The sequence below is a fragment of the Spirosoma sp. genome (genome assembly GCF_048594605.1).
GTDB lineage: Bacteria > Bacteroidota > Bacteroidia > Cytophagales > Spirosomataceae > Spirosoma.
The window spans coordinates 14,136-35,846 of sequence record NZ_JBMDWV010000006.1 but is presented as its reverse complement, the minus strand read 5'-3'; the positions used below and the strand labels follow the sequence as shown (position 1 = coordinate 35,846).

The window sequence follows — 21,711 nt, the reverse complement described above, 5'->3', positions numbered from 1 at the left end:
GATCCGAAAAATGGTCATATCAAAGACGCGGAGGCTATGAAATTATGGAGCCGGCAATACGAAAAAGGGTGGGAGCCACCCTTCTGATTCGAGCTAGAATATTGTAAAAACGAAAAAGCCGGAAACTTGAGCTCCGGCTTTTTCGATCAATGGATTGATGAGTCCTTACAGATCAGCAATCCGCTTATTAATTTCGTCTTTCGTTTTTCCTGTTTTTTGCTGGAGTTTACCCCACATTTCGTCTTCTTTACCTTCTTCGTAGGTTAGATCGTCGTCGGTAAGATCGCCGTAAGCTTGTTTGATTTTACCTTTTAATTCGTTCCAGCCGCCTTTAATTGTGGTCTCGTTCATGATTGTAGTGTATTACGCTGAATGTGTACTATAATCTCCTTGATTACGTAAATAGAACTATGCCGAGACAAAATTGTTTTCCGAAATGTGTTTCGCAATTTTTTCGGAATCAATGTTCAGATGGTAAAGGACGCCCGTTATGGGAATAGAGAAACCGAGGAAGTATAACCCTCGCAGCGAACGGTCATCGAACCAGAGTTTTTTCGGATATCCTCGTTCATTCAGAATCTTACCGGCTAGTTCATCACCGATAACTGTCGCCAACCCAGGCCGATAGCCCGTCGCCAGAATGATAGCATCAAAGGGTAATTCCCGCCCGTCGGTGAACGTAACGATTTTGGTCGGTCCGCTGTCGCCGTTGATACGTTCGATACCCGGTAAAATGGTGATCTTTCCGGCTTTAATTTGGGCAAGCGTCCCCACATCAATAACGGGCGGCTTGCCCCGACGCAGGTCTTGAGTAGGCGAGTGAGCAGGCTTCCCCAGACCGTAAGCAGACAAATCTCCAATACTGATTCTCTGCATCAGCCGGGCCATAATGTTGGTAAACCACGCTGGAAATTTCTGCATCAGGATGGCCGTCTTTTGTGCAGGCCGTCCGAACAGATCCCTTCGAATGATGTTAACGGGACTCCGGACGGAAATAAACGGTTTCGCCTGGTTTTCGAGCAGATCCAGCGCCAGTTCGGCTGCAGTGTTCCCCATGCCGACTACCAGTACGTTTTCGTCCCGAAACGGCGCCCCATTCCGATACTCATAACTGTGCCATACTATTCCCCTGTAATTACGCTGACCCGGTAGTTCCGGTACATTGGGTTCCCGGTTATAGCCAGTTGCAACGATAACCTGCTCGGCCCTGAACGTATCGGTTTGGGTCTGCACTCGCCATGTGCCGTCCTGTGGATTTCTGGTAATGTGAGTGACCTTCTGGCTGAAAACAGGGTTTATGCCAAAATGCTCGGCGTACCGTTCAAGATACTCAACAAACTGCAGGCGCGATACGTAGGTGGGGTAGCTGGTCGGAAACGGAAAATGTGGTAGGGCCGAATGCTCTTTTACGGTATGCAGGTGCAGCCGATCGTAATGATTGCGCCAGCTGAAACCAATATGTTCGCTTGCTTCCAGAACCGTAAACGGCAACTTTCGATGAGCCAGTTGTCCGGCCATCGCCAGGCCCGCCGGACCCGCACCGATGATTAGCGTTGCACAAGTATGGAGTTGCATGGTCGTAAAGTTAAAGGATGTGGGAAATCTGTACCTGGAGCAACTTTACAACTTCATGACTCTACAACTCATTTTATCCGCGTCCAGGTCTGGGTTTTGCCCAGCAGGGAGATGCCGACGTACCCACGTACCAGCAACGTATTGGGGTCCTGCAATGTCATCTTGCAGTTGTACTCCTTCCCGTCTTCGGGGTTGTAAATCTTGCCGTCACTCCAGACGTTCCCTCCGTCAAACTTGAAGTTATACATCAAAACCATGTTCATCAGCGGCCGCGAGCGTTTCGACGGGTCCACATTTTTTTCGTCAGTACGTAGTTTACCAGTGGTTGGATCATTGGGCTGGCCTAACCAAACCAGTTTTCCAAAGTATGTGCCACCCTGTTTGTAAATCTGGACGTGCCCTTTCTTGGTACCATTTAACCACGTGCCCAGCACAGCGTCGGCATCAGCTTTGGGAGCAAAGGCGGTCAGCGTAATGAACAGTGAAAAAACGGGCAACAAATAACGCAGGATCTTCATGGTTGTGCAGGAATTGATAAAAAACAACGAATTTGTTGTACTAACGTAAAGGTTGCACAAAAATTTTGAACTGGAATTTACAGGATTAAAATGATTAGCCAGATTTTGTTTAACATTGATTTTCCAAAAGACTAACCTGAGAAAAGCCCATAGCTTTCTCCAATCGTGCTCATCCTCATAATTTAGTAAAGCCTGATTCAAACAATGTTTCACCGCGACCCCAATCGTATTTACCCGACCGAAACCGAATCGCGGGTGATTATTCGCTTCCAGGACTGCGATCCGTTGCAGCACCTCAATAATGCCAAGTACTTCGACTATTATTTCAACGCGCGCGAAGATCAGGTGGCAAAACTTTACGATTTTAGCCCAGGACAGTTGTTTCGAGAGTTAAAAACAAGCTGGGTGGTTTATCAGCATCAAATTGCTTATGTCCGGCCAGCGCTGGTCAGTGAGTGGGTCCGCATCATTTCCCGGCTGATCTATTTCAACGAAGACACGACCGTTACTGAATACGTAATGACCGACGATGGCAAAACGCATCTGAAAAATGTGCTCTGGGTTACATCCAAATACGTTAGTATCGTTACGGGTAAACGGATTCCACACGACGAAAAAGTGACTGAGTTATTACAGACCACGCTGGTGCCTACTATTGATTTTTTAAGCCTTAACTTCAACGACCGCATCCGCGAAATCAAACAGCAAGTAGTAATGAGGTAAGAGCAAGCGGCAGAGAGTACAGGTCAGCACTGACATTTGCCCTCTGCCCCATGCCCTTACCCTGCCACTTCCCCCAACCTATGAAACTTCTCAACAACCTCACTGTTCGTGTGCTGATTGCCATTACGTTAGGGATACTAACGGGCTATTTCTTTCCCGAAACAGCGGCAAAGCTCAAACCGCTTGGCGATCTCTTCATCAACCTGATCAAGATGGTCATTGCACCAATTATTTTCCTGACTATTGTCCTGGGCATTAGTAATATGGGCGACTTGAAAAAGGTCGGTCGCGTAGGAGGGAAAGCACTGCTCTATTTTGAAATTGTCACAACTGGCGCACTGGCAATCGGGCTGTTGCTGGCTAACCTTATTAGGCCGGGCGATGGCGTTCAGACGGCCGCCGTGAAGGGGGGCGATGTCAGTAAATATACCGAACAGGGTGCCGAAATGGACTGGACTGAATTTTTTCTGCATATCGTGCCAAGCAACGCGATCAAGGCGTTTGCTGAGGGAGATATTTTGCAGGTGCTTGTCTTTTCGATCCTCTTCGGGGTGGGACTGACGCGCATGGGCGATGCAGGAAAATCGCTGATTCAGAGTTTCGAAAAGCTCTCGAAAGTATTTTTCAACATTCTGAGCGTAGTGATGGTGCTGGCCCCGCTGGGTGCGTTTGGAGGTATGGCGTTTACTATTGGGAAATATGGCCTCGGTACGTTGCTTCCTCTGGCCAAACTGATGGGAACGGTTTACGCCACCATGTTTCTATTTGTATTTGTAATCCTGAATTTGATACTACGTTATTACAAAATCAGTCTGTGGGCTGTGCTGAAATTTATCAGGGAGGAGTTGCTGATTGTGCTTGGCACGTCGTCGTCGGAGTCGGCACTGCCTCAGATTATGGACAAACTTGAATCGTTGGGTTGTTCACGATCGGTGGTAGGACTGGTGATTCCGGCGGGCTATTCGTTTAATCTGGACGGTACGACGATTTATCTGGTGATGGCAACGATTTTTCTGGCTCAGGTTTTCGGGGTTGATCTGACGCTGGGACAGGAACTAACCATTATTGGTATTCTAATGGTAACATCAAAAGGCGCAGCGGGCGTTACGGGCAGTGGGTTTATTGTACTGGCCAGTACGTTAACGGCCATCAAAGTGATTCCGGTAGAAGGACTGGCGCTCCTGCTGGGCGTCGATCGGTTCATGTCAGAAGCCCGCTCGATCACGAACATCATCGGCAACACCGTCGCGACAATTTTTATAGCGAACAACGAAAATGAGTTCGACCGGCAGAAATACGAAAAAGTTATACAAAAGCAGGATCGAAATGAACTGGCTGAGTATAAATATTAGAAGCTGTCAGGTTTGTCGAGATTTCTACCTTCGACAAAGCTGACTTCAACCACAAAGCGGGAGGCCATTCTATACGGCTCCCGCTTTGTGGTTTTTAATGCTTGCATATTTTAGATTTAAATTCATTAGTGTTCAGGACCATTCTGCTGAACTGGGTTGATATCCTGCTGATTATCAGGATCCTGCGTATGGCGTATTGGTCCGTTAACTAAAATCGATAGCCAATTATTGTATTGATTCGTAAAATATGCTTATTTAGGGAATTAATTAAACCATTCTGTGGTGAGTTGTTCAAAGGGCAAATACAACCTGAATCATTATTTACCATGAAAAAGATATTGATGACAGCTACAACCCTTGTCGCGTTGCTCTCGACGGGTGCATTTGCGCAACACTACGGCTACCCTACCAACAGTCACCCTCATCAGCCCAATAGATACGGCCATACACAGGGATATGGACAATCGAATCACCAGTACGATTTTGATAACTATCAGTTTGACCGTCATCTGGACTGGTGGGATCGCGAGTTAAACTTGTCGCGGAAGCAGGAGCGCGAGATTCGACATATTCGGGAACGCTTCAATCAGCAGACCCAGGGACTAAATCCACGCGATCCCCGTCAGCGCGATTTTTTCCGGCAGGCGCGTCAGCGTGAGTTTTTTGACATGATGGCCGTTCTTCATCCAGACCAGCGTGATCGTGTTATCGATCGAATGCGGCCCTTTGAACAAATAGCCGGACGTAGCAGAAGTTACGGTAATGGAAGAGGTCCTGGTTACGGCCTCAGTCGATATTAAGCAAGAAAAACGAAGGAGCAGCCGATCAACTGATCGGCTGCTTTTTTGTGGGTTTACCGCTCGACAAGTTATGAGACCGACAGTGCAACTTTGCGTTTTTAGCCTTGTCTTTTTTCGTATTTTTCCAGGAAACTCATTTTGCAAAACTATATGTTTAAGCATCAACAACTCAAACTAACCGGTGCATTGCTGGCAGTAGCTGCGACGGCTACGTTAGCTCAGCCTTTGCATCGCCAATCTGAAATGACCCAAAATCCATTCTTACAGCCGTACACTACGCCCCATCAGACGGTTCCGTTCAATAAAGTTAAAAATGAGGATTACATGCCGGCCCTGAAAGAAGGTCTGGCAGAGGGACGAAAAGAGGTGGCTGCTATTGTTAACAATCCGGCTAAACCAACCTTTGAAAACACAATTGTAGCTCTGGAACGCACGGGCGATTTGCTGGGTAAAGTAGCATCTGTGCTCTTCAATCTGAACAGCGCCGAAACGTCCCCCGAACTTCAGAAGATTGTTAAGGAAGCCTCACCCCTGCTAAGTGAGTACGGTAACGACATTACGTTGAACGAGAAACTGTTCGCTCGGATTAAAGCTGTTTATGACCAGCGTTCCAGTCTCAAACTCGATCCTGAAAGCGCAATGCTGCTCGAAAAAACGTACAAACGTTTTTCTCGTAATGGCGCCAATCTTGACGAAAAAGGTAAAGAACGTCTACGCGTTATCGATAAAGAACTGTCGCAGTTATCGTTGCAATTCGGCGAGAACGTGTTGAACGAAACCAACGAATACGTAATGATTGTGACGGATGAGAAAGACCTGTCTGGGCTACCCGATTTTGCCCGTGAAGCGGCCAAAGCAACTGCTAAACAGAAAGGCAAAGATGGATGGGCCTTTACGCTGCAAGCCCCGAGTTACGGTCCATTTATGCAATATGCCGAAAACCGTGACCTTCGTAAAAAGCTGTATCTAGCTTATAACGGACGTAGTTTCCATGGGAATAAAAATGATAACCAGGCCATCATTCAGAAGATTGTGGACCTGCGTTACGAACGGGCCAATCTGCTGGGCTATAAAACCCACGCCGATTTTGTACTGGAAGAAAACATGGCTGGATCGAGAGATAAAGTGCAGAGTTTCCTGAACGAAATGGTTACCTACGCTCGTCCGGCTGCAGAACGTCAACTGGCCGAACTGACGACCTATGCCAAAGCAAACGGCTTTACGGACGATAAGCTGCAAGCCTGGGACAACAGTTATTATTCCGAAAAACTAAATAAAGAAAAATACGATCTCGACGATGAAACGCTGAAACCGTATTTTAAACTGGAGAACGTATTGAATGGTGTATTTACAGTTGCCAACAAGCTATACGGAATTACATTTAAGGAACGAACCGATATTCCGGTTTACAATGCCGAAGTAAAAACCTTCGACGTATTTGACAAAGACGGTAAATTTCTGGCTGTTTTCTACGGTGATTACTTCCCCCGCGAAGGAAAGCGTAGTGGTGCCTGGATGAACGACGTACAGGGCCAGAAAATTGAGAAAGGCGAAAACATTCGCCCTCACATTGTTAACGTCTGCAACTTTACCCGCCCGACTGAGACCAAACCATCGTTATTGACCTTCGACGAAGTCACTACGTTGTTTCATGAATTTGGTCATGGATTGCACGGGATGCTGGCTAATGGCAAATACGAGAGCCTGAGCGGCACAAGTGTGCCCCGCGATTTTGTCGAGCTTCCTTCGCAGGTAATGGAGAATTGGTGCTACGATCCGGAAGCACTGAAACTCTTCGCCAAACACTACCAGACAGGCGAAGTTATTCCAAACGAATTGATTGAGAAGATTCGGGCCAGCCAGAACTTCCTGGCAGGGCTGGCTAATCTGCGCCAGTTACGTTTCGGCCTGGTTGATATGTATTATCATGGTCAGAAACCCACCGGCGAAACTGTGACCCAGGTTGAGCGCAAAGTAGATTCGGTAGCGAACCTGTTTCCTCCGGTAGAGGGCGTAGCGTTCAGCCCAGCTTTCTCGCACATCTTCGCGGGTGGTTATTCGGCAGGCTATTACAGCTACAAATGGAGCGAAGTTCTGGACGCTGACGCTTTCGAATTCTTCAAAGAAAAAGGAGGCTTAGATAACAAAGCCGCTGCCGACAGTTTCCGTAAGAACGTACTGGAGAAAGGGGGCAGCGAAAAACCGATGGAATTGTATAAGAAATTCCGGGGACGTGAGCCTTCTCCCAAAGCCATGCTTCGCCGTAGTGGATTGATTTTGTAAAATTTCCTGACAGGTCATTTGTCAATTGTGCTCTCTGCACTGTCGGTCCTGACAGTGCAGAGAGCACAATTTTTTATGGTCGTACTACGTGTCACCAATGACCAGGATTTAAAATCGGAGTGGTCCTAACACTCTAGAAAACAACTTTTTACCGTTAAAAAAATATATTATGCTTATAGTCTCATTTTCCGGTATTTTATGGTTGTAATCACGTTTTGCCGGGGAGTTTTGAAAGAAGTTTGCAAGGCCTCATGCTACCGCCAAAACGGGTCAATTGGAGTCCCCTACTTAATGGAGTCGTATCTAGTGAAAATGCTTTTTAAGGAGTACCCGCAGTGCCGATTTTTTGGTGAAAATACTGGTCCGAAAAGGCTGGAAAGAATATACAATGATCCATAAGAGCCAGCTAGTATAGCTATGAATTACTTAAAAAAATCCACACTTACTTTACAAAAACAGAGCCTTGTTATTGACAGAAATTACCTCATTGCAGGTCTTTCGTTTCTGTTGGCTCTATGCACGTTTGAACGATGGTCGCTCTTTAACTCAATATCGTCCGATTCGTTAGACGGGTCATGGTCTATTGCGTTAAATATGATAAAACAACTGAAGCTGGAATACGGAACGGATGTTGTTTTTACGTACGGGCCATTGGGATACCTGGGTTGCACCCGTCTGCCAATCGCCGTCAACCGATGGCAGCTTTTTGGCTATGACTTATGGTTGATTATACAGGGAACTGTGCTGATCTGGATCGTACTTAGAAAGAATTTTACGGTGTTGAATGTAGCTGCGGTTCTTCTGGTATCGACCATTTTATATAATGGGGCGGGCGGAGATCCTCCATTTCTATACCTATATTTTGTACTTTTTTTACTCTGTTACCACCTTCAAACCCGTCGGGATGTCTGGTTTTTCAATGCGTTAGGCATTGCTGTGTTTGCCTTTTATGTGAAAGGCAATACGGGACTGGTTTGTTTGGGGTGCCTGCTTCTTTACGTAACGTATTATTTTATACATTACAGGCCGAAGGCGCGCTGGTATGCTGGTATGCTGCTTGCTGTTTTTCTGGCAGTAAGTATCTGCGCCTATGTCTTTAATGTCGATTTGTACCGTTATACTCTGGCCAATATTCAACTAATAGATTCGTATAATGATGTTATGCGATTTTACAATGCAAACGGCGAAAGAGCATTATTTGCGGCTCTATTAATTGTACTTTTGTACATATTAACACTGTTGCATCTATTCTGGGGATTCCGTAAAATACCAGGGGAAAAAACGGCTAATTACGGGGTCATAATTTTCTTTTCGGCAGTTTCTCTTTTTGTCCTGTTCAAAGAAGGATTCGTACGGTCCGATTCAGGCCATAACTGCTTATTTTTTAAATACGCTTTTCTTCCCTTATCACTTCTGGCTGTATTTATTCCGCACCATGCACTCCAACGTGATATATCGGTAGTGGCCTTGTTGGTTTTAGTGAGTCAGCTGCTATTTGTAAAGCCAGCGATTTATTTTAACCACCCCAAGCAACTTGCTCACTACGTTGAAGACGTGCTAAATCCGACCTACTCAGCGCCTGATTCAATCCGTCGATTTCCTAAAGAATGGACTAACCGGTTACGTCGGGGAACGGTAGATATTATTCCTTACGACATTGCCTCCGTTTATCTGAACGGTTTGACGAGGGCTTATCGACCCCGGCCGGTTTTCCAATCGTATCAGGTCACGAACCATTTCCTTGATTCGCTCAATACGTCCTTTTATGAGTCGTCGCGGGCGCCGGAATACATCATCTATGCGCATCAGGCTACCGACAACCGGTACCCATTTTCGGAAGAGATCGGAACGCGGCTGACCATGCTACGTTATTACGACCTGGTTGACAAGGCAGCAGAGGAATCGATGATGTTAAAACGCCGGACTAGCCCTAAAAAGCTGGATACTGTGTCTGTGAGCGAAGTAGAGAGCCGATTACAGGATGATATATACGTACCGCCGACGTCAACCCTGCAACTTGTGCAGATAGAGATGAACTATTCATTATTGGGGCGGCTGATTCGGTTATTTTTTCAACCGCCGACGCTAACCCTTGAACTCGAAACCGCCGACCGGAAATGGCATTCTTATCAGGCTAGCACTACCTTACTGGCCAATGGTTTTCTGGCCAACAGATGGGTGCCCGATACGAAGGCGTTTCAGGATTTTCTGCTTTCAAAAGGAAACAATAATCAGTTAATACGTCGTTTTCGCATAACCACACCACGCTGGAATTGGGCACTCGATCCTTCCATTCGGATTAGACGTACGCAGCTCTCCTGGTAAATGATCAATGCTGTGGGCGTCAATGGCTATATTTTTTGGTACGATCAACGAAGGTTACGTGCGTGTAATGATTTGTGCAACAATGCATAATCGATAGAGCAAACGGCTAATTTGATTTACATTCCGTACTTTTACGGAATGGAATTGGATAGTTTAGAAGTCGAAGTGCCAGCAATGGAAATCCTTAAGAGTGACCGGCTTATTTCGTTAAAATACGACATTCGGGGACCGATCTACGAAAAAGCGCTTGAACTGGAAAGTCAGGGATATAAAATCATTAGTCTGAACATTGGCAACCCTGCTACGTTCGGATTCGATGCCCCCGACGAGATTGTCCATGATATTATTCTGAACATACGTAACGCGCAGGGTTATTCCGATTCGCGGGGGTTATTCGCGGCCCGGAAAGCGGTCATGCATCATACCCAAAACATAGGCTTGCCGGGCATTACGATCAATGATATTTTTATCGGCAATGGCGTCAGCGAAATGATTATGCTGTCGATGCAGGCCCTGCTCAACGAAGGAGACGAAGTGCTGGTACCTTCTCCTGATTATCCGCTCTGGACGGCTTCAGTAGCTTTCTGTGGCGGAAAGCCCGTCCATTACGTATGTGACGAAGCTTCTGACTGGAACCCTGACCTTTCCGATCTGGAACGTAAAATTACCCCACGAACCCGCGCTATTGTCGTTATTAATCCAAACAATCCAACGGGAGCAGTATACGACAAAGCCATACTTGAAGGAATTGCCCGCATTGCTGAGCGACGGAAGCTCATTGTGTTTTCCGATGAGATTTATGACCGGATTTTGTACGATGGGGCTGTTCATTACCCTATCTCTAAAATGATCAACGATACGCTCTGTATTACGATGGGCGGTTTGTCGAAAAATTACCGGGCTGCTGGCTTCCGGGGCGGATGGATGATTCTGAGCGGTGCGCGGCACCGGGCAAAATCGTACATTGAAGGATTGACGTTACTGGCCAGTATGCGTCTTTGTGCGAACGTACCCACACAGTATGCCATTCAAACAGCCTTAGGCGGTTATCAGAGTATCAACGACTTAGTCATGCCAACAGGCAGGCTGTATAAACAAATGATGCTGGCCTACGAACGGATGACTGCCATTCCCGGCGTTACGTGTGTAAAGCCCAAAGGTGCGCTGTATATTTTTCCGAAAATTGATCTGACCCAGTTTCGGCTGGAGGATGACGACGATTTTGTGCTCAATCTACTGACTGAACAGAAAGTGCTGGTCGTATCAGGAAACGGCTTCAATTACGTTCAAAATGATCATTTTCGCATTGTTTGCCTCCCTAATGTTGATGAATTAAACATAGCGATGGATCGGGTTGAAAACTTTCTGGAAAGCCGCCGGAAATAATCCCGAACACCGAGCCTATGGTTTTTTGCTTTTACCGCGAACGTTCTTTTCGCAGTGGAAGTAGATCATTTTTGCTTTCTGGCAGAAACGTTTTCCCGCTTCTATTCGTTATACCGTTCCGCCCCGCGAAAATAGCCATGGGGTGGCTGGGGCTTGTTTTTATATAAATTAGCTGTCTATTTTTTTAATGAACGAAGTGAGTACGTTTCGCGCCCACTCCCTTTTCTAGTACATACATGGAAGAAACAAAAGAGAATGTTCATCGCTCTGAAACGCAGAGCACCGAACGCATTGCCAACGATTTACCTAAGCGCGACGAGTTACTCCTTACCCCTGACGAACAACGTATTAAAGAGGCTTTTCAGGACCACGACTGGAATGAAATTAAGACGGCCGACTCCTGGGTCATTTTTAAAGTAATGGCCGAGTTTGTCGAGGGGTTCGACAAGCTGGCAAAAATCGGCCCCTGTGTGTCAGTTTTCGGTTCGGCACGTACCAAACCTGATAATCCGTATTACAAAATGACCGAAGAGATTGCGGCCAAACTGGTTCGTCATGGTTACGGTGTCATTACGGGTGGAGGGCCCGGTATTATGGAAGCTGGCAACAAAGGCGCTTTTGAGCAGGGCGGCAAATCTGTTGGCCTGAATATTAAATTACCGTTTGAACAACACAGCAATATTTACATCGATCCGGACAAGAGCATCAACTTCGATTTCTTTTTTGTCAGGAAAGTGATGTTCGTAAAGTACGCGCAGGGGTTTGTGGTCATGCCAGGCGGAATGGGTACGCTCGATGAATTGTTTGAGGCACTGACCCTGATTCAAACTCGTAAAATTGCCCGTTTCCCGATTGTGCTGGTTGGTCGTTCCTTCTGGCAGGGATTGATTGGCTGGATTGAGGACGTAATGTTGGAACAGGAGCATAACATTAACCCAGAAGATATGAAACTCATTAATCTGGTCGATACGCCAACGGAAGCAGTCAAGGTAATCGATGATTTCTACAGTCGCTACATGCTGAAACCTAATTTCTAGTCGGAAATAGCTCATGAAAAACGCCCTCATCAATTAGTTGAGGGCGTTTTTTTGGGAGAAAAAATTTGAGGAAAGATCTATTGAAAAGAAACAGGCACTTCGACCAACGTATTGTCCCAGGCGATCATCATCGTCGAATTCTTACTGTTATCATCTGCTTTCTTGAACTGAATGGCCAGGTTCTCAAGTGGTTCAGACGTTTTTTTAACTGGAACAGTAACGCGCAGAATATCTAAATCCTGCTTATAACTGTAAGCTCCCCACTGATCAAGGTCGGTGTTGAAAATTAGCGTCCAGTCTGTTTCATTAGGAATAGCGTATAGGGAATAAACGCCAGCTTTTATCTGTTTGCCGCCAATGGTGGCATCCGTGAAAAACTTGACTTCCGTAGCTTCATTAGCGCCTACGCGCCATACTTTACCGTATGGAACCAGCTTGCCGAACACTTCCCGATCTTTTTTGGCCGGGCGGCTATACGTAACGCGGGCATACGCTTTGTCGCCCACTTTGGCGGGCGCGAATTTCCGGTCATGGGCAAAATCGTCGGGATAATACGCCATGTCCATTGGGCTTTTGTCGAGCCCTCTCAATGTTTGTGCCGAGGTAACTAATGTGAACGATAATAACAGGAATGGAATTAATGAAAAAATTTTCACGTGATACGTCTTTTTAGAGTTTGACGCAATATACTTCCAACCCGCCAATGCCGATACGTTTGGCTTACTATAAAGTAGGGTGCTTAACCATTGCGAAGCGTTAAAACGGCGTTTCCTGGCTTGGGTCGGCATGACCGAAATTCGACATGTTGTTGGCCTTGCTCTTGAAGACACTACCTGCCGAAGGTTGGGGACTATCGAAACTGCTCAGGCCGTTGACATCAGGGGCAAAACCTTGTGTTTGTACAGGCTCGAAATAGGAGTCAAGGTCGCAGAATTTCGTAAACTTATTGATGAACCGGAGTTGTATCGTATCGAGCGAGCCACTCCGGTTTTTGGCGATAATAACTTCGCCTATACCGGCCGTTGAATTACCGTTTTCATCCTGCGTGATATTGTAATATTCAGGTCGGTAGAGGAAGCATACCATATCGGCGTCCTGCTCGATAGATCCCGATTCCCGAAGGTCGGAGAGTTGCGGTTTTTTATCGCCACCGCGTGTTTCAACGGCCCGGCTCAACTGAGATAGAGCAATTACCGGTACGTTCAGTTCCTTCGCCAGGTTCTTCAGCGCGCGCGAGATCGACGCAATTTCCTGTTCGCGGTTTCCGCCTGCCCGTCCGGACGTATCGCCAGACATGAGCTGAAGGTAGTCGATCACGACCATCTGAATATCGTGCTGTGCTTTCAGACGTCGACATTTTGCCCGCAATTCCAGGATGGATAGAGCAGGGGTATCGTCAATAAAGATAGGTGCTTCGGTTAGCCGCTGGATTTTGTGGTGTAACTGCGTCCATTCGTGTGGAGCCAGCGTACCTTTTCTGATTTTTTCCGAATCAATTTCGGCTTCTGCCGAGATAAGCCGGTTAACCAGCTGTACAGACGACATCTCCAGCGAGAAAATTGCCACCGGTTTTCCATGATCGACCGCAGCATTACGTAGCGCAGAAACGACAAACGCGGTTTTCCCCATGGCTGGCCTGGCCGCCAGAATAATTAATTCGGTAGGTTGCCAACCCGACGTAACGCGGTCCAGATTGGTGAAGCCGGATGGTACACCGGTTAAGCCTTCCTGGTTTTTCTTAGTTTCCAGCTCGTTCAGTGCCATCCGAACGATGGTACTCATGTCGGCGTAATTCTTCTTGATATTCGATTCAGAAATCTTGAAGAGAGACTGCTCAGTACGGTCGAGCAGTTCAAATACGTCGGTAGTATCTTCGTAAGCATCCTTCAGAATCGTTGACGACATGGCAATGAGCGCCCGTTTAAGCGCCTGCTCCGATACGATCCGGGCATGGTATTCAATATTCGCAGCCGAGTTGACCCGAAAGGTAAGTTCTGAAACGAATCCACCACCGCCTACCAGCTCAATTTCTCCCGTCTTACGCAACTGCTGCGTAACGGTCAGCAGGTCAATTGGGTCAGAGTTGCCGAAAAGCGTCAGGATGGCGTTGTAAATCCGTTGGTGCGCTTCTTTATAAAAGGTTTCGGGCTTAAGAATATCAACAACCGATGAGAGGGCGTCTTTCTCAATCATCAACGCGCCTAAAACGGCTTCTTCAAGGTCAAGAGCCTGGGGAGGGAGTTTACCAAGTCCGGTATCGAGCCAGTGGTTACCAGCCTGCTGACGGCCTCCGGCAAAGGCCGAAGGTTTACGAAGGTGTTGATTGGGGCGTGCGTTATTCTCCATGTCTTACTGCAAGTTTACGCATTCCTGCCCGCATAAGGCAAATCCGCCATAGTCAACGTATAGCCATCGAATCGGTTATTGAGCACGTAACATTCTGGTAATGTTGATGCTATCTGGTGAAAAAAAATCTGAATTTTTAAGCAACGGTCGGGGGCGGGACTAGCGTACATAATACAGAATCAAGACAGTAGACTGTAAGTCAGCAAGATAGCGATTAATTAATAAAAATTACCTGTTTTTTGCTAAATTTTAGGCATAGGTATTAAATGCCGGTAAATGAATAATTTTTTGCCAAAAGATGTTGTAGGAGTAGAGAAATCGCTTACTTTTCGGAATCACACTTTAATTCTTTTCATCATTTGGTCGAAAAAGTCATCACCCTCGACAATGTCTCGCTCATCGACTTTCTGGGCGTAGAGAATAACAACATCAAGGAAGTGGCCGCAGCCTTTCCTATGAGCAAAATTATTTCGCGCGGTAACGAAATACGTATTAAAGGCACTACGCCCGAGATCAGTCGGATCAGCGAAATTCTGGATTCACTGATGGAGCATTACCAGCGATATGGTAAGATAACCCACGACAATATCCAGAACTATATTAGCCACAGTGGTGTAACACCCATTGGAAACTCAACGAATCCACCCGTTTTGCCCGATGACGACGATGTGCTGGTTTAGGGTACCGGGGGGGTGGTTGTCGGGGAAAAAACAGACAATCAGAAACGACTGGTCGAAGCGGCCGAGAAACATGATCTTGTTTTTGCCATTGGGCCGGCCGGAACCGGTAAAACCTATACTGCCGTTGCTATTGCCGTACGGGCGCTGAAAAACAAAGAAGTCAAAAAGATAATCATTACGCGCCCAGCGGTTGAGGCTGGTGAAAATCTGGGCTTCCTGCCGGGGGATCTTAAAGAGAAAATTGACCCCTATCTCCGCCCAATTTATGATGCGCTCGATGATATGATTCCAGCCGAAAAACTGAAGTTTTACACGGAGAATCGGATTATCGAAATTGCACCCCTGGCGTACATGCGGGGCCGGACGTTGAACAATGCCTTTATCCTACTTGATGAAGCGCAGAACACCACAACCATGCAGATGAAGATGTTTCTGACGCGGATGGGACCGACCTCAAAAGCAATCATTACCGGCGACCGGTCGCAGATTGACCTGCCCAATCGACAGAAATCGGGGTTGGTTGAGTCTGTTGATATTCTGAAGGACATCAAAGGTATTGCTTTCGTAGAGCTGGATGGGCGCGACGTTGTCCGCCATCGACTTGTTCGGGAAATTATTACAGCATATGATAAAGCTGGTCAATAAGAACGTAACGTTTAGTGCACGAACCGGCTGGCATTGGCTGGCCGGTTCGTTTTTCTTCCTTGTTAACATACTGGTTCAGGCGCAGACGCCCGCCGACGTAATACTCAATCGGTGTGCTACGTTACAGCAGGAGCGGATTCTGCAACAACTTAATCCGAACCGGCGGACGCAGCTTAATGAACTCAACCGACGTATCGAACAATACCAGGCAGAAGCTGGCCGGTTACGTCAACAGGCCGATACAATCATTTATCGCATACCGGTTGTTGTACACATTATTCATAATACGGCATCGGGGCAGATAGGAGGGGATAACAATGGCAATATAACCAACGACCAAATCCTTTCGCAGATTCAGGTTCTGAATGAGGATTACCGCCGAAAAGCGGGCACAAATGGAGGAAACACCAGTTCAATTGGCGCGGATGCTGGCATCGAATTCTACCTGGCTACGATTGACCCGAGCGGTCAGCCGACAACAGGCATTACCCGTACGTATTACGCAAATCGTTCATCGTTCGATGTACTGAGTTATGATGATAATTTACTACTCTCAACAATTGCTTACTGGCCCAGCGACCGCTATCTGAATATTTGGGTAACCCGGGTTCAGGCAAATAATTTAGGATTCGCCCCGCAGTACCCGACAATAACGGCGAGCGATACGTTGCAGGGACTGCCCAGAGATACGGACAAATTGACGGATGGCGTTATTGTCGATTTTCGGGTTTTTGGCAGGCTGACCGCTACAAGTTATTATAAAAGTTACGCGTTAGGACGTACCACTACCCACGAAATCGGACATTGGTTAGGTCTGTTTCACCCAGATGGCCCCTTTGATGATCCATGTGGCGACGATCACGTAGCAGATACCCCGCCAACAGATGATCTGAATCAAACATCCAGTTGTAACGACCTATTCTCCAACTGCTCAGGCAAGCGTACCCGCGAGTTGATCGAAAATTACATGATGTATTCGCCAGATGCCTGCATGAACATGTTTACGGCGGGCCAGGTTGCCCGGATGCGGGCCGTACTGGCTGTCAGTCCAAGTCGGGCAAATCTATTTACGGGGTCCAATGGTCCTTTAACGGAAACCGAGAAGCTTACAGTTACGCTGTATCCTAATCCCACCACGACGGACCCGTTAGTGGACGTCCAGTTGAAAGGGATTCAATCCTTCAGTGTAGGTCTGTTTGATGCGTCCGGGCGTCAGATAAGAACCTTATCATACACCGATTCGCCAAGCACCCGCGTGTCGTTAGCTGTAAATGGATTGGCGTCTGGTTTGTATATTGTGCGTGTAAAAACAAACAGCGAAACGGTTAGCAAACGCTTACTGGTACAGTAGCTGACCATTGATGGCCTGCTGTTGGAATTACACACCTGCTCAGTCGTTATGATTGCGTCTGCTGGGATAACGGCGGCAAAGAACACTTATTTCATGATTAACGTATCACCCATTTCCAGTCCTCCCGATATGGACATCGTTTTTGCCATTCGTCGACAGGTTTTTGTGGAGGAGCAGCATGTCGATGCTCGGGAAGAATATGACGAATTTGAATCAACGAGCACGCATTTTCTGGCGCGTGTAGATGGCGAACCTGCTGGTACCGCCCGTTGGCGACGTACTTCCAATGGAGTTAAGCTTGAGCGGTTTGCTGTTTTGACCCAATTTCGTGGGTACGGAGTTGGAAAAGCGTTGGTACGTGCCGTATTGGACGACGTATTCAGCCAGCAGCCTGAGCCCATCGAACGGATTTATCTACACGCTCAGTTAACGGCGATGCCTCTTTACGCTGGTTTCGGCTTTGTACCGGTTGGTCCTATGTTTGAAGAAGCTGGAATTCAGCATTATAAAATGGTATTACCTGGATCGGCTTACTCGAAAGAATGAATCTTCCTCCTTTCGTCCGCTACGTAGCAGCACTGATTACGGGAATCGTTTGTTACGTTGAGTTGGCCGAATGGTACATCATACCGATAGGAGCACTAGTTTTAGGAGGTATACTATTTTCGTGGGGCTTTATCCGTACCAGCGGAAAGGTCATTAAACCTGTTCAAATTTCTTCCGGCGTTGGAGGTTTATTCCTATTGCTGGCTTTAGGGTGGGTGATCGCCTACCAGCGAACGGCCAGTAACCGACCAGATAATCTGATCCATCTTACCGATACGTTACGTTCCTATGAAGGGGTTGTTTCTTCACAGCCCGAAGAGCGCGCCAAAACGTATCGCGTCGAGTTGGAAATCCGGCGGGGCGCCTGGAAAAGCGCCCAACATACAAACCAGTGGCGGCCTCTGAGCGGTCGGGTTATTGTTTATCTGGACAAAGCCAGTCAGTTGATGCCGCGATACGGCGAAGTCTGGCTGGTATCTGGTTCTCCCCGGCCAATTGATCCGCCCCTCAATCCTGGCGAATTTAATTATAAACGATACCTCAGCTACCGGAATATCTATCATCAGCAATACCTACGCCCGTTTCAGCGGCAGGTTTTGGGTATTGATCCCCCGAGTCGTGTAGCGCAGCTTGCTACAATAGTCAATCGATGGGCTGATAGCGTGTTAACGTATCAAATTGGTACTCGTGCTGAATTTGGTATTGTCAACGCCATGATTCTGGGTGTGCGGGATGATTTGGATGCCGAACTGTATCGGGCCTATTCAGCCGCAGGAGCCGTACATATCCTTTCTGTGTCAGGTCTGCATGTCGGCATTTTGTTTGCTGTACTGACGTTTCTGCTTCGTTTTCTAATTAAACGACCTCGCGGAAAGCTTTTGATGGCTGCGATTCAGTTAGCTATTCTTTGGTTTTACGCGCTGGTAACCGGTTTTTCTCCACCGGTGCTACGTTCGGCGGGCATGTTTACCCTGTTGATTCTGGCGAATGCGTTTGGGCGGCAACAGCAGTTGATGAATACGTTGGGAGCATCCGCCTTTTTCATCCTTTGCTTTGATCCGTACGCATTATTTTCGGCAGGGTTTCAATTATCATATCTGGCCGTAGCGGGTATTGGTGCCTGGCAATCGTCCTTTTATCAATCGCTGACTTTTCGAAATAAATGGGCGAATCGGCTGTGGGAATTAACGGCAGTAGCTCTTGTCGCTCAGATTATTACGTTCCCACTAGGTGTTTTCTACTTTCATCAATTTCCAACCTACTTTCTATTGGCGAACCCGATCGTCATCGTGATGTCAGAGATTCTATTGCCGCTGGCAATGGCAACACTCGCTTTTAGCTGGATTCCTTTCGTAAGCTCAGGGTTGGGCTGGGTATTGCAAAAAACAGCGTGGTTCCTCAATTATGCCGTTACCTTAACGGGGCAACTGCCGGGAGCTGCCTGGGATGGATTATGGCTTTCGCTTGTAACGATGCTGCTCATTTACGCGCTTATTTTGTTTAGTATCGCTTTGTTACTGACCCGCAAGAGTATGTATTTATGGGCGACCTGTGTCACGGCCATTCTGCTGACGGGGATGCTGCTTTGGAATGAGTATGCGCATACTCATCAGCGTCGGTTAGCGGTTCATTTCCTGCCCCACCGTACAGCGATCAGTCTGACTGACGGGCACCGTAGCCTGCTTCTGACCGATCTGGATGAGGTCGATAAGCGTTCGTACGATTTTTACCTCAAAAATACGTTTGGGCAGTGGGGCGTATCCGATCTGACCGTGACCAAGGTGGATCGGAACGTAGCGTCTACGGATTCGTTAACGAGCTTGCCTGCTTATTATCGCACTCCTGAGTTTACTCTATGGGTCTGGCAAGGAAAATCGCTGTTAATCGTTAACAGATTGGGTGGCCCGAGTCACTGGCGATTACCAGCCGTGGTTGATTATCTTATTATCCGACGTAACGCCTTACGAAATTGGCAACAACTTAACGGACGTATCGTTGCACGTAACATTATCTTCGACGATTCGAATAAAACGCCTTTAACAGATCAACTCCTGGTAGACGCTAAGCAAAAGGCAATAGCCTGTCATTCAGTACGTCAGATGGGGGCTTACGTGGCTGATTTTGACTGATTTGTTTGCTGGTCCCGAATCGAAAATTAGCCCAAATACTGGTTAAGGCTGGCTGGGAGATTTACTGAGGGAATCTGTCTTTGGAGCAGGCGGACGGAACCCACCGGCGACCTTCTGCATATCGTCTTTTTTAGCTTGGTACGTTGCCCACTGCTCCGGTGTCAGAATGGTTTTGAGCTTATCTTCTTTTTCTTCGTTCAGCATCAACATCATATCCTGAATTTGCTTGCGCGTATCAGGGCCGGGTTTTCCGCTTGGTCCAATGATATCCTTAATTGCATCCTGTTGCTGACTGGCATACTCATTATTAAGGTTTTTAACATCCTTAAGCTGATCCTTGCTCAACGATAGATTTTCCTTCAGCCATTTTGTTTCCTTCTGAGCAATGTCTCCCGCAATGTTTGGAATCGATGCTCGGGGGCTGCTGGACATACTAGGGTCCATGCCGCCCATCCGACGACCGTAGCCCATACCGCCATATCCACCACCATAACCCCCGTATTGGCCAAAGCTTTGATGACTCATCAGTAAACTGGCACTCAGGCTTACACTACAAACCAATAGGGCAAAACGAATCTGGGACTTCATAAAGATTACCGCCTAGTTATAAGTATGTTTATAACGACAAATTTCGCGTAACAAAGTTAACGAATTAAGTGATTACCGGACATTTGTTTCGGTAGTCTGAACGCGAACCCGCACGCGAGGCTGCTCATTATCAGGAACAATTACAATTACATGATTAGTAACGGTTTCGCCATTATCGAGCATGTGCCCCGCCTGCACCTGTATTGTGTTGATAACTTCTTTACCTTCTGCATTTTTAGTAGTTGTTGAGTAAGGCACCAAAAAAGGGCGGGCCCGTACTGTCGCTGTTTTAGACGTTAGCCGGGCACCGGTTGCATTTACGCAGTCAAAGTTGGCCAGCAAATCCTGATTCTGTAGGCCAAACGTGGTTTGTCGGGGAAAAAATAATTTAGTGCAGCCACTTTTATTGGTTACGTAAACAGTTAACTCGTAGCGTTTAAATGTGCCTTTACTGCCCATATCTTTTGTACTTTCATTACGTATCGAATACCCGTATTCAACGCCATTGAATTGTGCCGGTTCTTTATCCGTAACCTCATAGGAAGGCTGCGCCTGAGCGGACAAAAGGAGGCAAATGTTCAGCGTAATTACGGTGTAGAACGATCGGAAATTCATGGAAAAATTAGTACTGAGTTTAACCCGAAATTTAATCTGAAAACGTAATGATAGAGATTAATTATTGACTAAACGGGGGTAAACTTTTCTCATGTACAGACCGTTCCCTTTATATATGGAAACGCTCGAAAAAATCCGTAAAGCGTACACGGAGTACGTACTGGAAAACGGGAAACAGCCTACCTCCGTTTTTCAGTTTGCCAAGAAACTAAAAATCGCCGAAGCCGACTTTTATAAAGAGTATACTTCGTTCGATGCCATTGAAGCCGATATCTGGCTGACTTTTTTCAATGAAGCCAAAGCCACTGTTGAGGCTGACGAAACTGCTCAGACGTACTCCGTCCGGGAAAAAGTGCTGGCTTTCTACTATACCTGGATTGAGCTACTGAAATCCCAGCGCAGTTTTGTTGTATACAGCTATGGCCGGATTCGCGAAGCCAGCAAAGGGCGTGGAGCGGGAAATACAGGTCGTTTTGTCCAACAGTCGCAGGTTCTGAAACCATTTAAAGAAGCGTTTTATGATTATGCCCGCGACTTACTGGCTGAAGGCCGCGAAAGCAAAGAAGTAGAGCCGCGTCCCTTCATCACGGATCGTTACCCTGACGCTCTCTGGGGGCAAACGCTCTATCTACTCGATTTCTGGGTGCGCGATGTGAGTAAAAACTTCGAAAAAACAGACACGGCCATTGAAAAAGCTGTCAATACGGCTTTCGATCTGATTGGTCGTTCACCATTGGACACGCTGTTCGACTTCGCCAAGTTTATGTATCAAAATAAATAGCATGGGGTAAGGGCCAAGGGCACTCGTTAGG

The 21,711-nt window shown here is 47.0% G+C and carries 18 protein-coding genes and 1 pseudogene; 12 read left to right on the top strand and 7 right to left on the bottom strand.

The genetic code is table 11. The features are described from left to right. Positions 1–165: 165 nt before the first annotated feature. The 3 genes from ACOJS8_RS00425 to ACOJS8_RS00415 all read right to left on the bottom strand — a co-directional run bounded on the left by ACOJS8_RS00425 (position 166) and on the right by ACOJS8_RS00415 (position 2,093). On the bottom strand, positions 166–351 hold the full coding sequence (locus ACOJS8_RS00425; RefSeq protein WP_420146554.1) for a CsbD family protein: 186 nt from the start codon (positions 349–351) through the stop codon (positions 166–168). Positions 352–408: 57 nt separating this feature from the next. After that, positions 409–1,575 (bottom strand): flavin-containing monooxygenase, encoded by a 1,167-nt coding sequence (locus tag ACOJS8_RS00420; RefSeq protein ID WP_420146553.1) that lies wholly within the window; start codon positions 1,573–1,575, stop codon positions 409–411. Between the two features lie 68 nt (positions 1,576–1,643). Next, entirely contained in the window at positions 1,644–2,093 is a 450-nt protein-coding gene (locus ACOJS8_RS00415; RefSeq protein WP_420146552.1) for a DUF2147 domain-containing protein, read from the bottom strand. A gap of 204 nt (positions 2,094–2,297) precedes the next feature. On the opposite strand from ACOJS8_RS00415, the gene ACOJS8_RS00410 reads away from it, so the two are divergent. The 7 genes from ACOJS8_RS00410 to ACOJS8_RS00380 all read left to right on the top strand — a co-directional run bounded on the left by ACOJS8_RS00410 (position 2,298) and on the right by ACOJS8_RS00380 (position 11,999). Beyond that, entirely contained in the window at positions 2,298–2,816 is a 519-nt protein-coding gene (locus ACOJS8_RS00410) for an acyl-CoA thioesterase (RefSeq protein ID WP_420146551.1), read from the top strand. Positions 2,817–2,896: 80 nt separating this feature from the next. Beyond that, positions 2,897–4,168, top strand: coding sequence for a dicarboxylate/amino acid:cation symporter (locus ACOJS8_RS00405; protein ID WP_420146550.1), 1,272 nt, complete (start codon positions 2,897–2,899; stop codon positions 4,166–4,168). Positions 4,169–4,494: 326 nt separating this feature from the next. Further along, complete coding sequence (locus tag ACOJS8_RS00400; protein WP_420146549.1) at positions 4,495–4,968, top strand: hypothetical protein; 474 nt, start codon at positions 4,495–4,497, stop codon at positions 4,966–4,968. A 243-nt stretch (positions 4,969–5,211) separates the two neighbouring features. Then, entirely contained in the window at positions 5,212–7,251 is a 2,040-nt protein-coding gene (locus ACOJS8_RS00395) for a M3 family metallopeptidase (protein WP_420146557.1), read from the top strand. A 594-nt stretch (positions 7,252–7,845) separates the two neighbouring features. Then, entirely contained in the window at positions 7,846–9,576 is a 1,731-nt protein-coding gene (locus tag ACOJS8_RS00390) for a hypothetical protein (RefSeq protein ID WP_420146548.1), read from the top strand. A gap of 174 nt (positions 9,577–9,750) precedes the next feature. Next, complete coding sequence (locus ACOJS8_RS00385; protein ID WP_420146556.1) at positions 9,751–10,962, top strand: pyridoxal phosphate-dependent aminotransferase; 1,212 nt, start codon at positions 9,751–9,753, stop codon at positions 10,960–10,962. 236 nt (positions 10,963–11,198) lie between these two features. Continuing rightward, on the top strand, positions 11,199–11,999 hold the full coding sequence (locus tag ACOJS8_RS00380) for a TIGR00730 family Rossman fold protein (protein WP_420146547.1): 801 nt from the start codon (positions 11,199–11,201) through the stop codon (positions 11,997–11,999). A gap of 77 nt (positions 12,000–12,076) precedes the next feature. Here the strand turns inward: ACOJS8_RS00380 and ACOJS8_RS00375 are convergent, their stop codons facing one another. Together ACOJS8_RS00375 and dnaB are read right to left on the bottom strand one after the other, a co-directional pair. Continuing rightward, the gene (locus tag ACOJS8_RS00375; RefSeq protein WP_420146546.1) at positions 12,077–12,655 is read right to left on the bottom strand and encodes a DUF2911 domain-containing protein; all 579 of its coding nucleotides are present in this window, start codon (positions 12,653–12,655) and stop codon (positions 12,077–12,079) included. 100 nt (positions 12,656–12,755) lie between these two features. Beyond that, positions 12,756–14,345, bottom strand: coding sequence for a replicative DNA helicase (gene dnaB / locus ACOJS8_RS00370; protein ID WP_420146545.1), 1,590 nt, complete (start codon positions 14,343–14,345; stop codon positions 12,756–12,758). A 359-nt stretch (positions 14,346–14,704) separates the two neighbouring features. On the opposite strand from dnaB, the pseudogene ACOJS8_RS00365 reads away from it, so the two are divergent. From ACOJS8_RS00365 to ACOJS8_RS00350, 4 genes and pseudogenes are all read left to right on the top strand, one after another. Further along, positions 14,705–15,670 (top strand): annotated as a pseudogene (locus ACOJS8_RS00365) (PhoH family protein). Continuing rightward, positions 15,651–17,021: a M43 family zinc metalloprotease gene (locus tag ACOJS8_RS00360; protein WP_420146544.1), complete on the top strand. Its 1,371-nt coding sequence runs from the start codon at positions 15,651–15,653 to the stop codon at positions 17,019–17,021. Before ACOJS8_RS00365 ends, ACOJS8_RS00360 begins: the two are co-directional and overlap by 20 nt. A 93-nt stretch (positions 17,022–17,114) precedes the next feature. Next, positions 17,115–17,567, top strand: a complete 453-nt coding sequence (locus ACOJS8_RS00355) for a GNAT family N-acetyltransferase (RefSeq protein ID WP_420146555.1) — start codon at positions 17,115–17,117, stop codon at positions 17,565–17,567. Beyond that, positions 17,564–19,696 (top strand): ComEC/Rec2 family competence protein, encoded by a 2,133-nt coding sequence (locus ACOJS8_RS00350; protein ID WP_420146543.1) that lies wholly within the window; start codon positions 17,564–17,566, stop codon positions 19,694–19,696. Before ACOJS8_RS00355 ends, ACOJS8_RS00350 begins: the two co-directional genes overlap by 4 nt. Before the next feature lie 42 nt (positions 19,697–19,738). On the opposite strand, the gene ACOJS8_RS00345 is transcribed toward ACOJS8_RS00350, so the two are convergent. Next, positions 19,739–20,284, bottom strand: a complete 546-nt coding sequence (locus tag ACOJS8_RS00345; protein WP_420146542.1) for a hypothetical protein — start codon at positions 20,282–20,284, stop codon at positions 19,739–19,741. 72 nt (positions 20,285–20,356) lie between these two features. Further along, on the bottom strand, positions 20,357–20,899 hold the full coding sequence (locus ACOJS8_RS00340) for an ABC transporter permease (RefSeq protein WP_420146541.1): 543 nt from the start codon (positions 20,897–20,899) through the stop codon (positions 20,357–20,359). Positions 20,900–21,014: 115 nt separating this feature from the next. Between ACOJS8_RS00340 and ACOJS8_RS00335 the strand changes: the two genes are divergently transcribed. Beyond that, the gene (locus ACOJS8_RS00335) at positions 21,015–21,680 is read left to right on the top strand and encodes a TetR/AcrR family transcriptional regulator (RefSeq protein WP_420146540.1); all 666 of its coding nucleotides are present in this window, start codon (positions 21,015–21,017) and stop codon (positions 21,678–21,680) included. The last annotated feature ends 31 nt before the right edge of the window (positions 21,681–21,711 follow it).

Excerpts from the sequence above, each read along its gene's own strand:
- ACOJS8_RS00425 (WP_420146554.1), bottom strand. The coding sequence starts at position 351 with ATGAACGAGACCACAATTAAAGGCGGCTGGAACGAATTAAAAGGTAAA.
- ACOJS8_RS00420 (WP_420146553.1), bottom strand. The coding sequence starts at position 1,575 with ATGCAACTCCATACTTGTGCAACGCTAATCATCGGTGCGGGTCCGGCG.
- ACOJS8_RS00415 (WP_420146552.1), bottom strand. The coding sequence starts at position 2,093 with ATGAAGATCCTGCGTTATTTGTTGCCCGTTTTTTCACTGTTCATTACG.
- ACOJS8_RS00410 (WP_420146551.1), top strand. The coding sequence starts at position 2,298 with ATGTTTCACCGCGACCCCAATCGTATTTACCCGACCGAAACCGAATCG.
- ACOJS8_RS00405 (WP_420146550.1), top strand. The coding sequence starts at position 2,897 with ATGAAACTTCTCAACAACCTCACTGTTCGTGTGCTGATTGCCATTACG.
- ACOJS8_RS00400 (WP_420146549.1), top strand. The coding sequence starts at position 4,495 with ATGAAAAAGATATTGATGACAGCTACAACCCTTGTCGCGTTGCTCTCG.
- ACOJS8_RS00395 (WP_420146557.1), top strand. The coding sequence starts at position 5,212 with ATGACCCAAAATCCATTCTTACAGCCGTACACTACGCCCCATCAGACG.
- ACOJS8_RS00390 (WP_420146548.1), top strand. The coding sequence starts at position 7,846 with ATGATAAAACAACTGAAGCTGGAATACGGAACGGATGTTGTTTTTACG.
- ACOJS8_RS00385 (WP_420146556.1), top strand. The coding sequence starts at position 9,751 with ATGGAAATCCTTAAGAGTGACCGGCTTATTTCGTTAAAATACGACATT.
- ACOJS8_RS00380 (WP_420146547.1), top strand. The coding sequence starts at position 11,199 with ATGGAAGAAACAAAAGAGAATGTTCATCGCTCTGAAACGCAGAGCACC.
- dnaB (WP_420146545.1), bottom strand. The coding sequence starts at position 14,345 with ATGGAGAATAACGCACGCCCCAATCAACACCTTCGTAAACCTTCGGCC.
- ACOJS8_RS00360 (WP_420146544.1), top strand. The coding sequence starts at position 15,651 with ATGATAAAGCTGGTCAATAAGAACGTAACGTTTAGTGCACGAACCGGC.
- ACOJS8_RS00355 (WP_420146555.1), top strand. The coding sequence starts at position 17,115 with ATGATTAACGTATCACCCATTTCCAGTCCTCCCGATATGGACATCGTT.
- ACOJS8_RS00350 (WP_420146543.1), top strand. The coding sequence starts at position 17,564 with ATGAATCTTCCTCCTTTCGTCCGCTACGTAGCAGCACTGATTACGGGA.
- ACOJS8_RS00345 (WP_420146542.1), bottom strand. The coding sequence starts at position 20,284 with ATGAAGTCCCAGATTCGTTTTGCCCTATTGGTTTGTAGTGTAAGCCTG.
- ACOJS8_RS00340 (WP_420146541.1), bottom strand. The coding sequence starts at position 20,899 with ATGAATTTCCGATCGTTCTACACCGTAATTACGCTGAACATTTGCCTC.
- ACOJS8_RS00335 (WP_420146540.1), top strand. The coding sequence starts at position 21,015 with ATGGAAACGCTCGAAAAAATCCGTAAAGCGTACACGGAGTACGTACTG.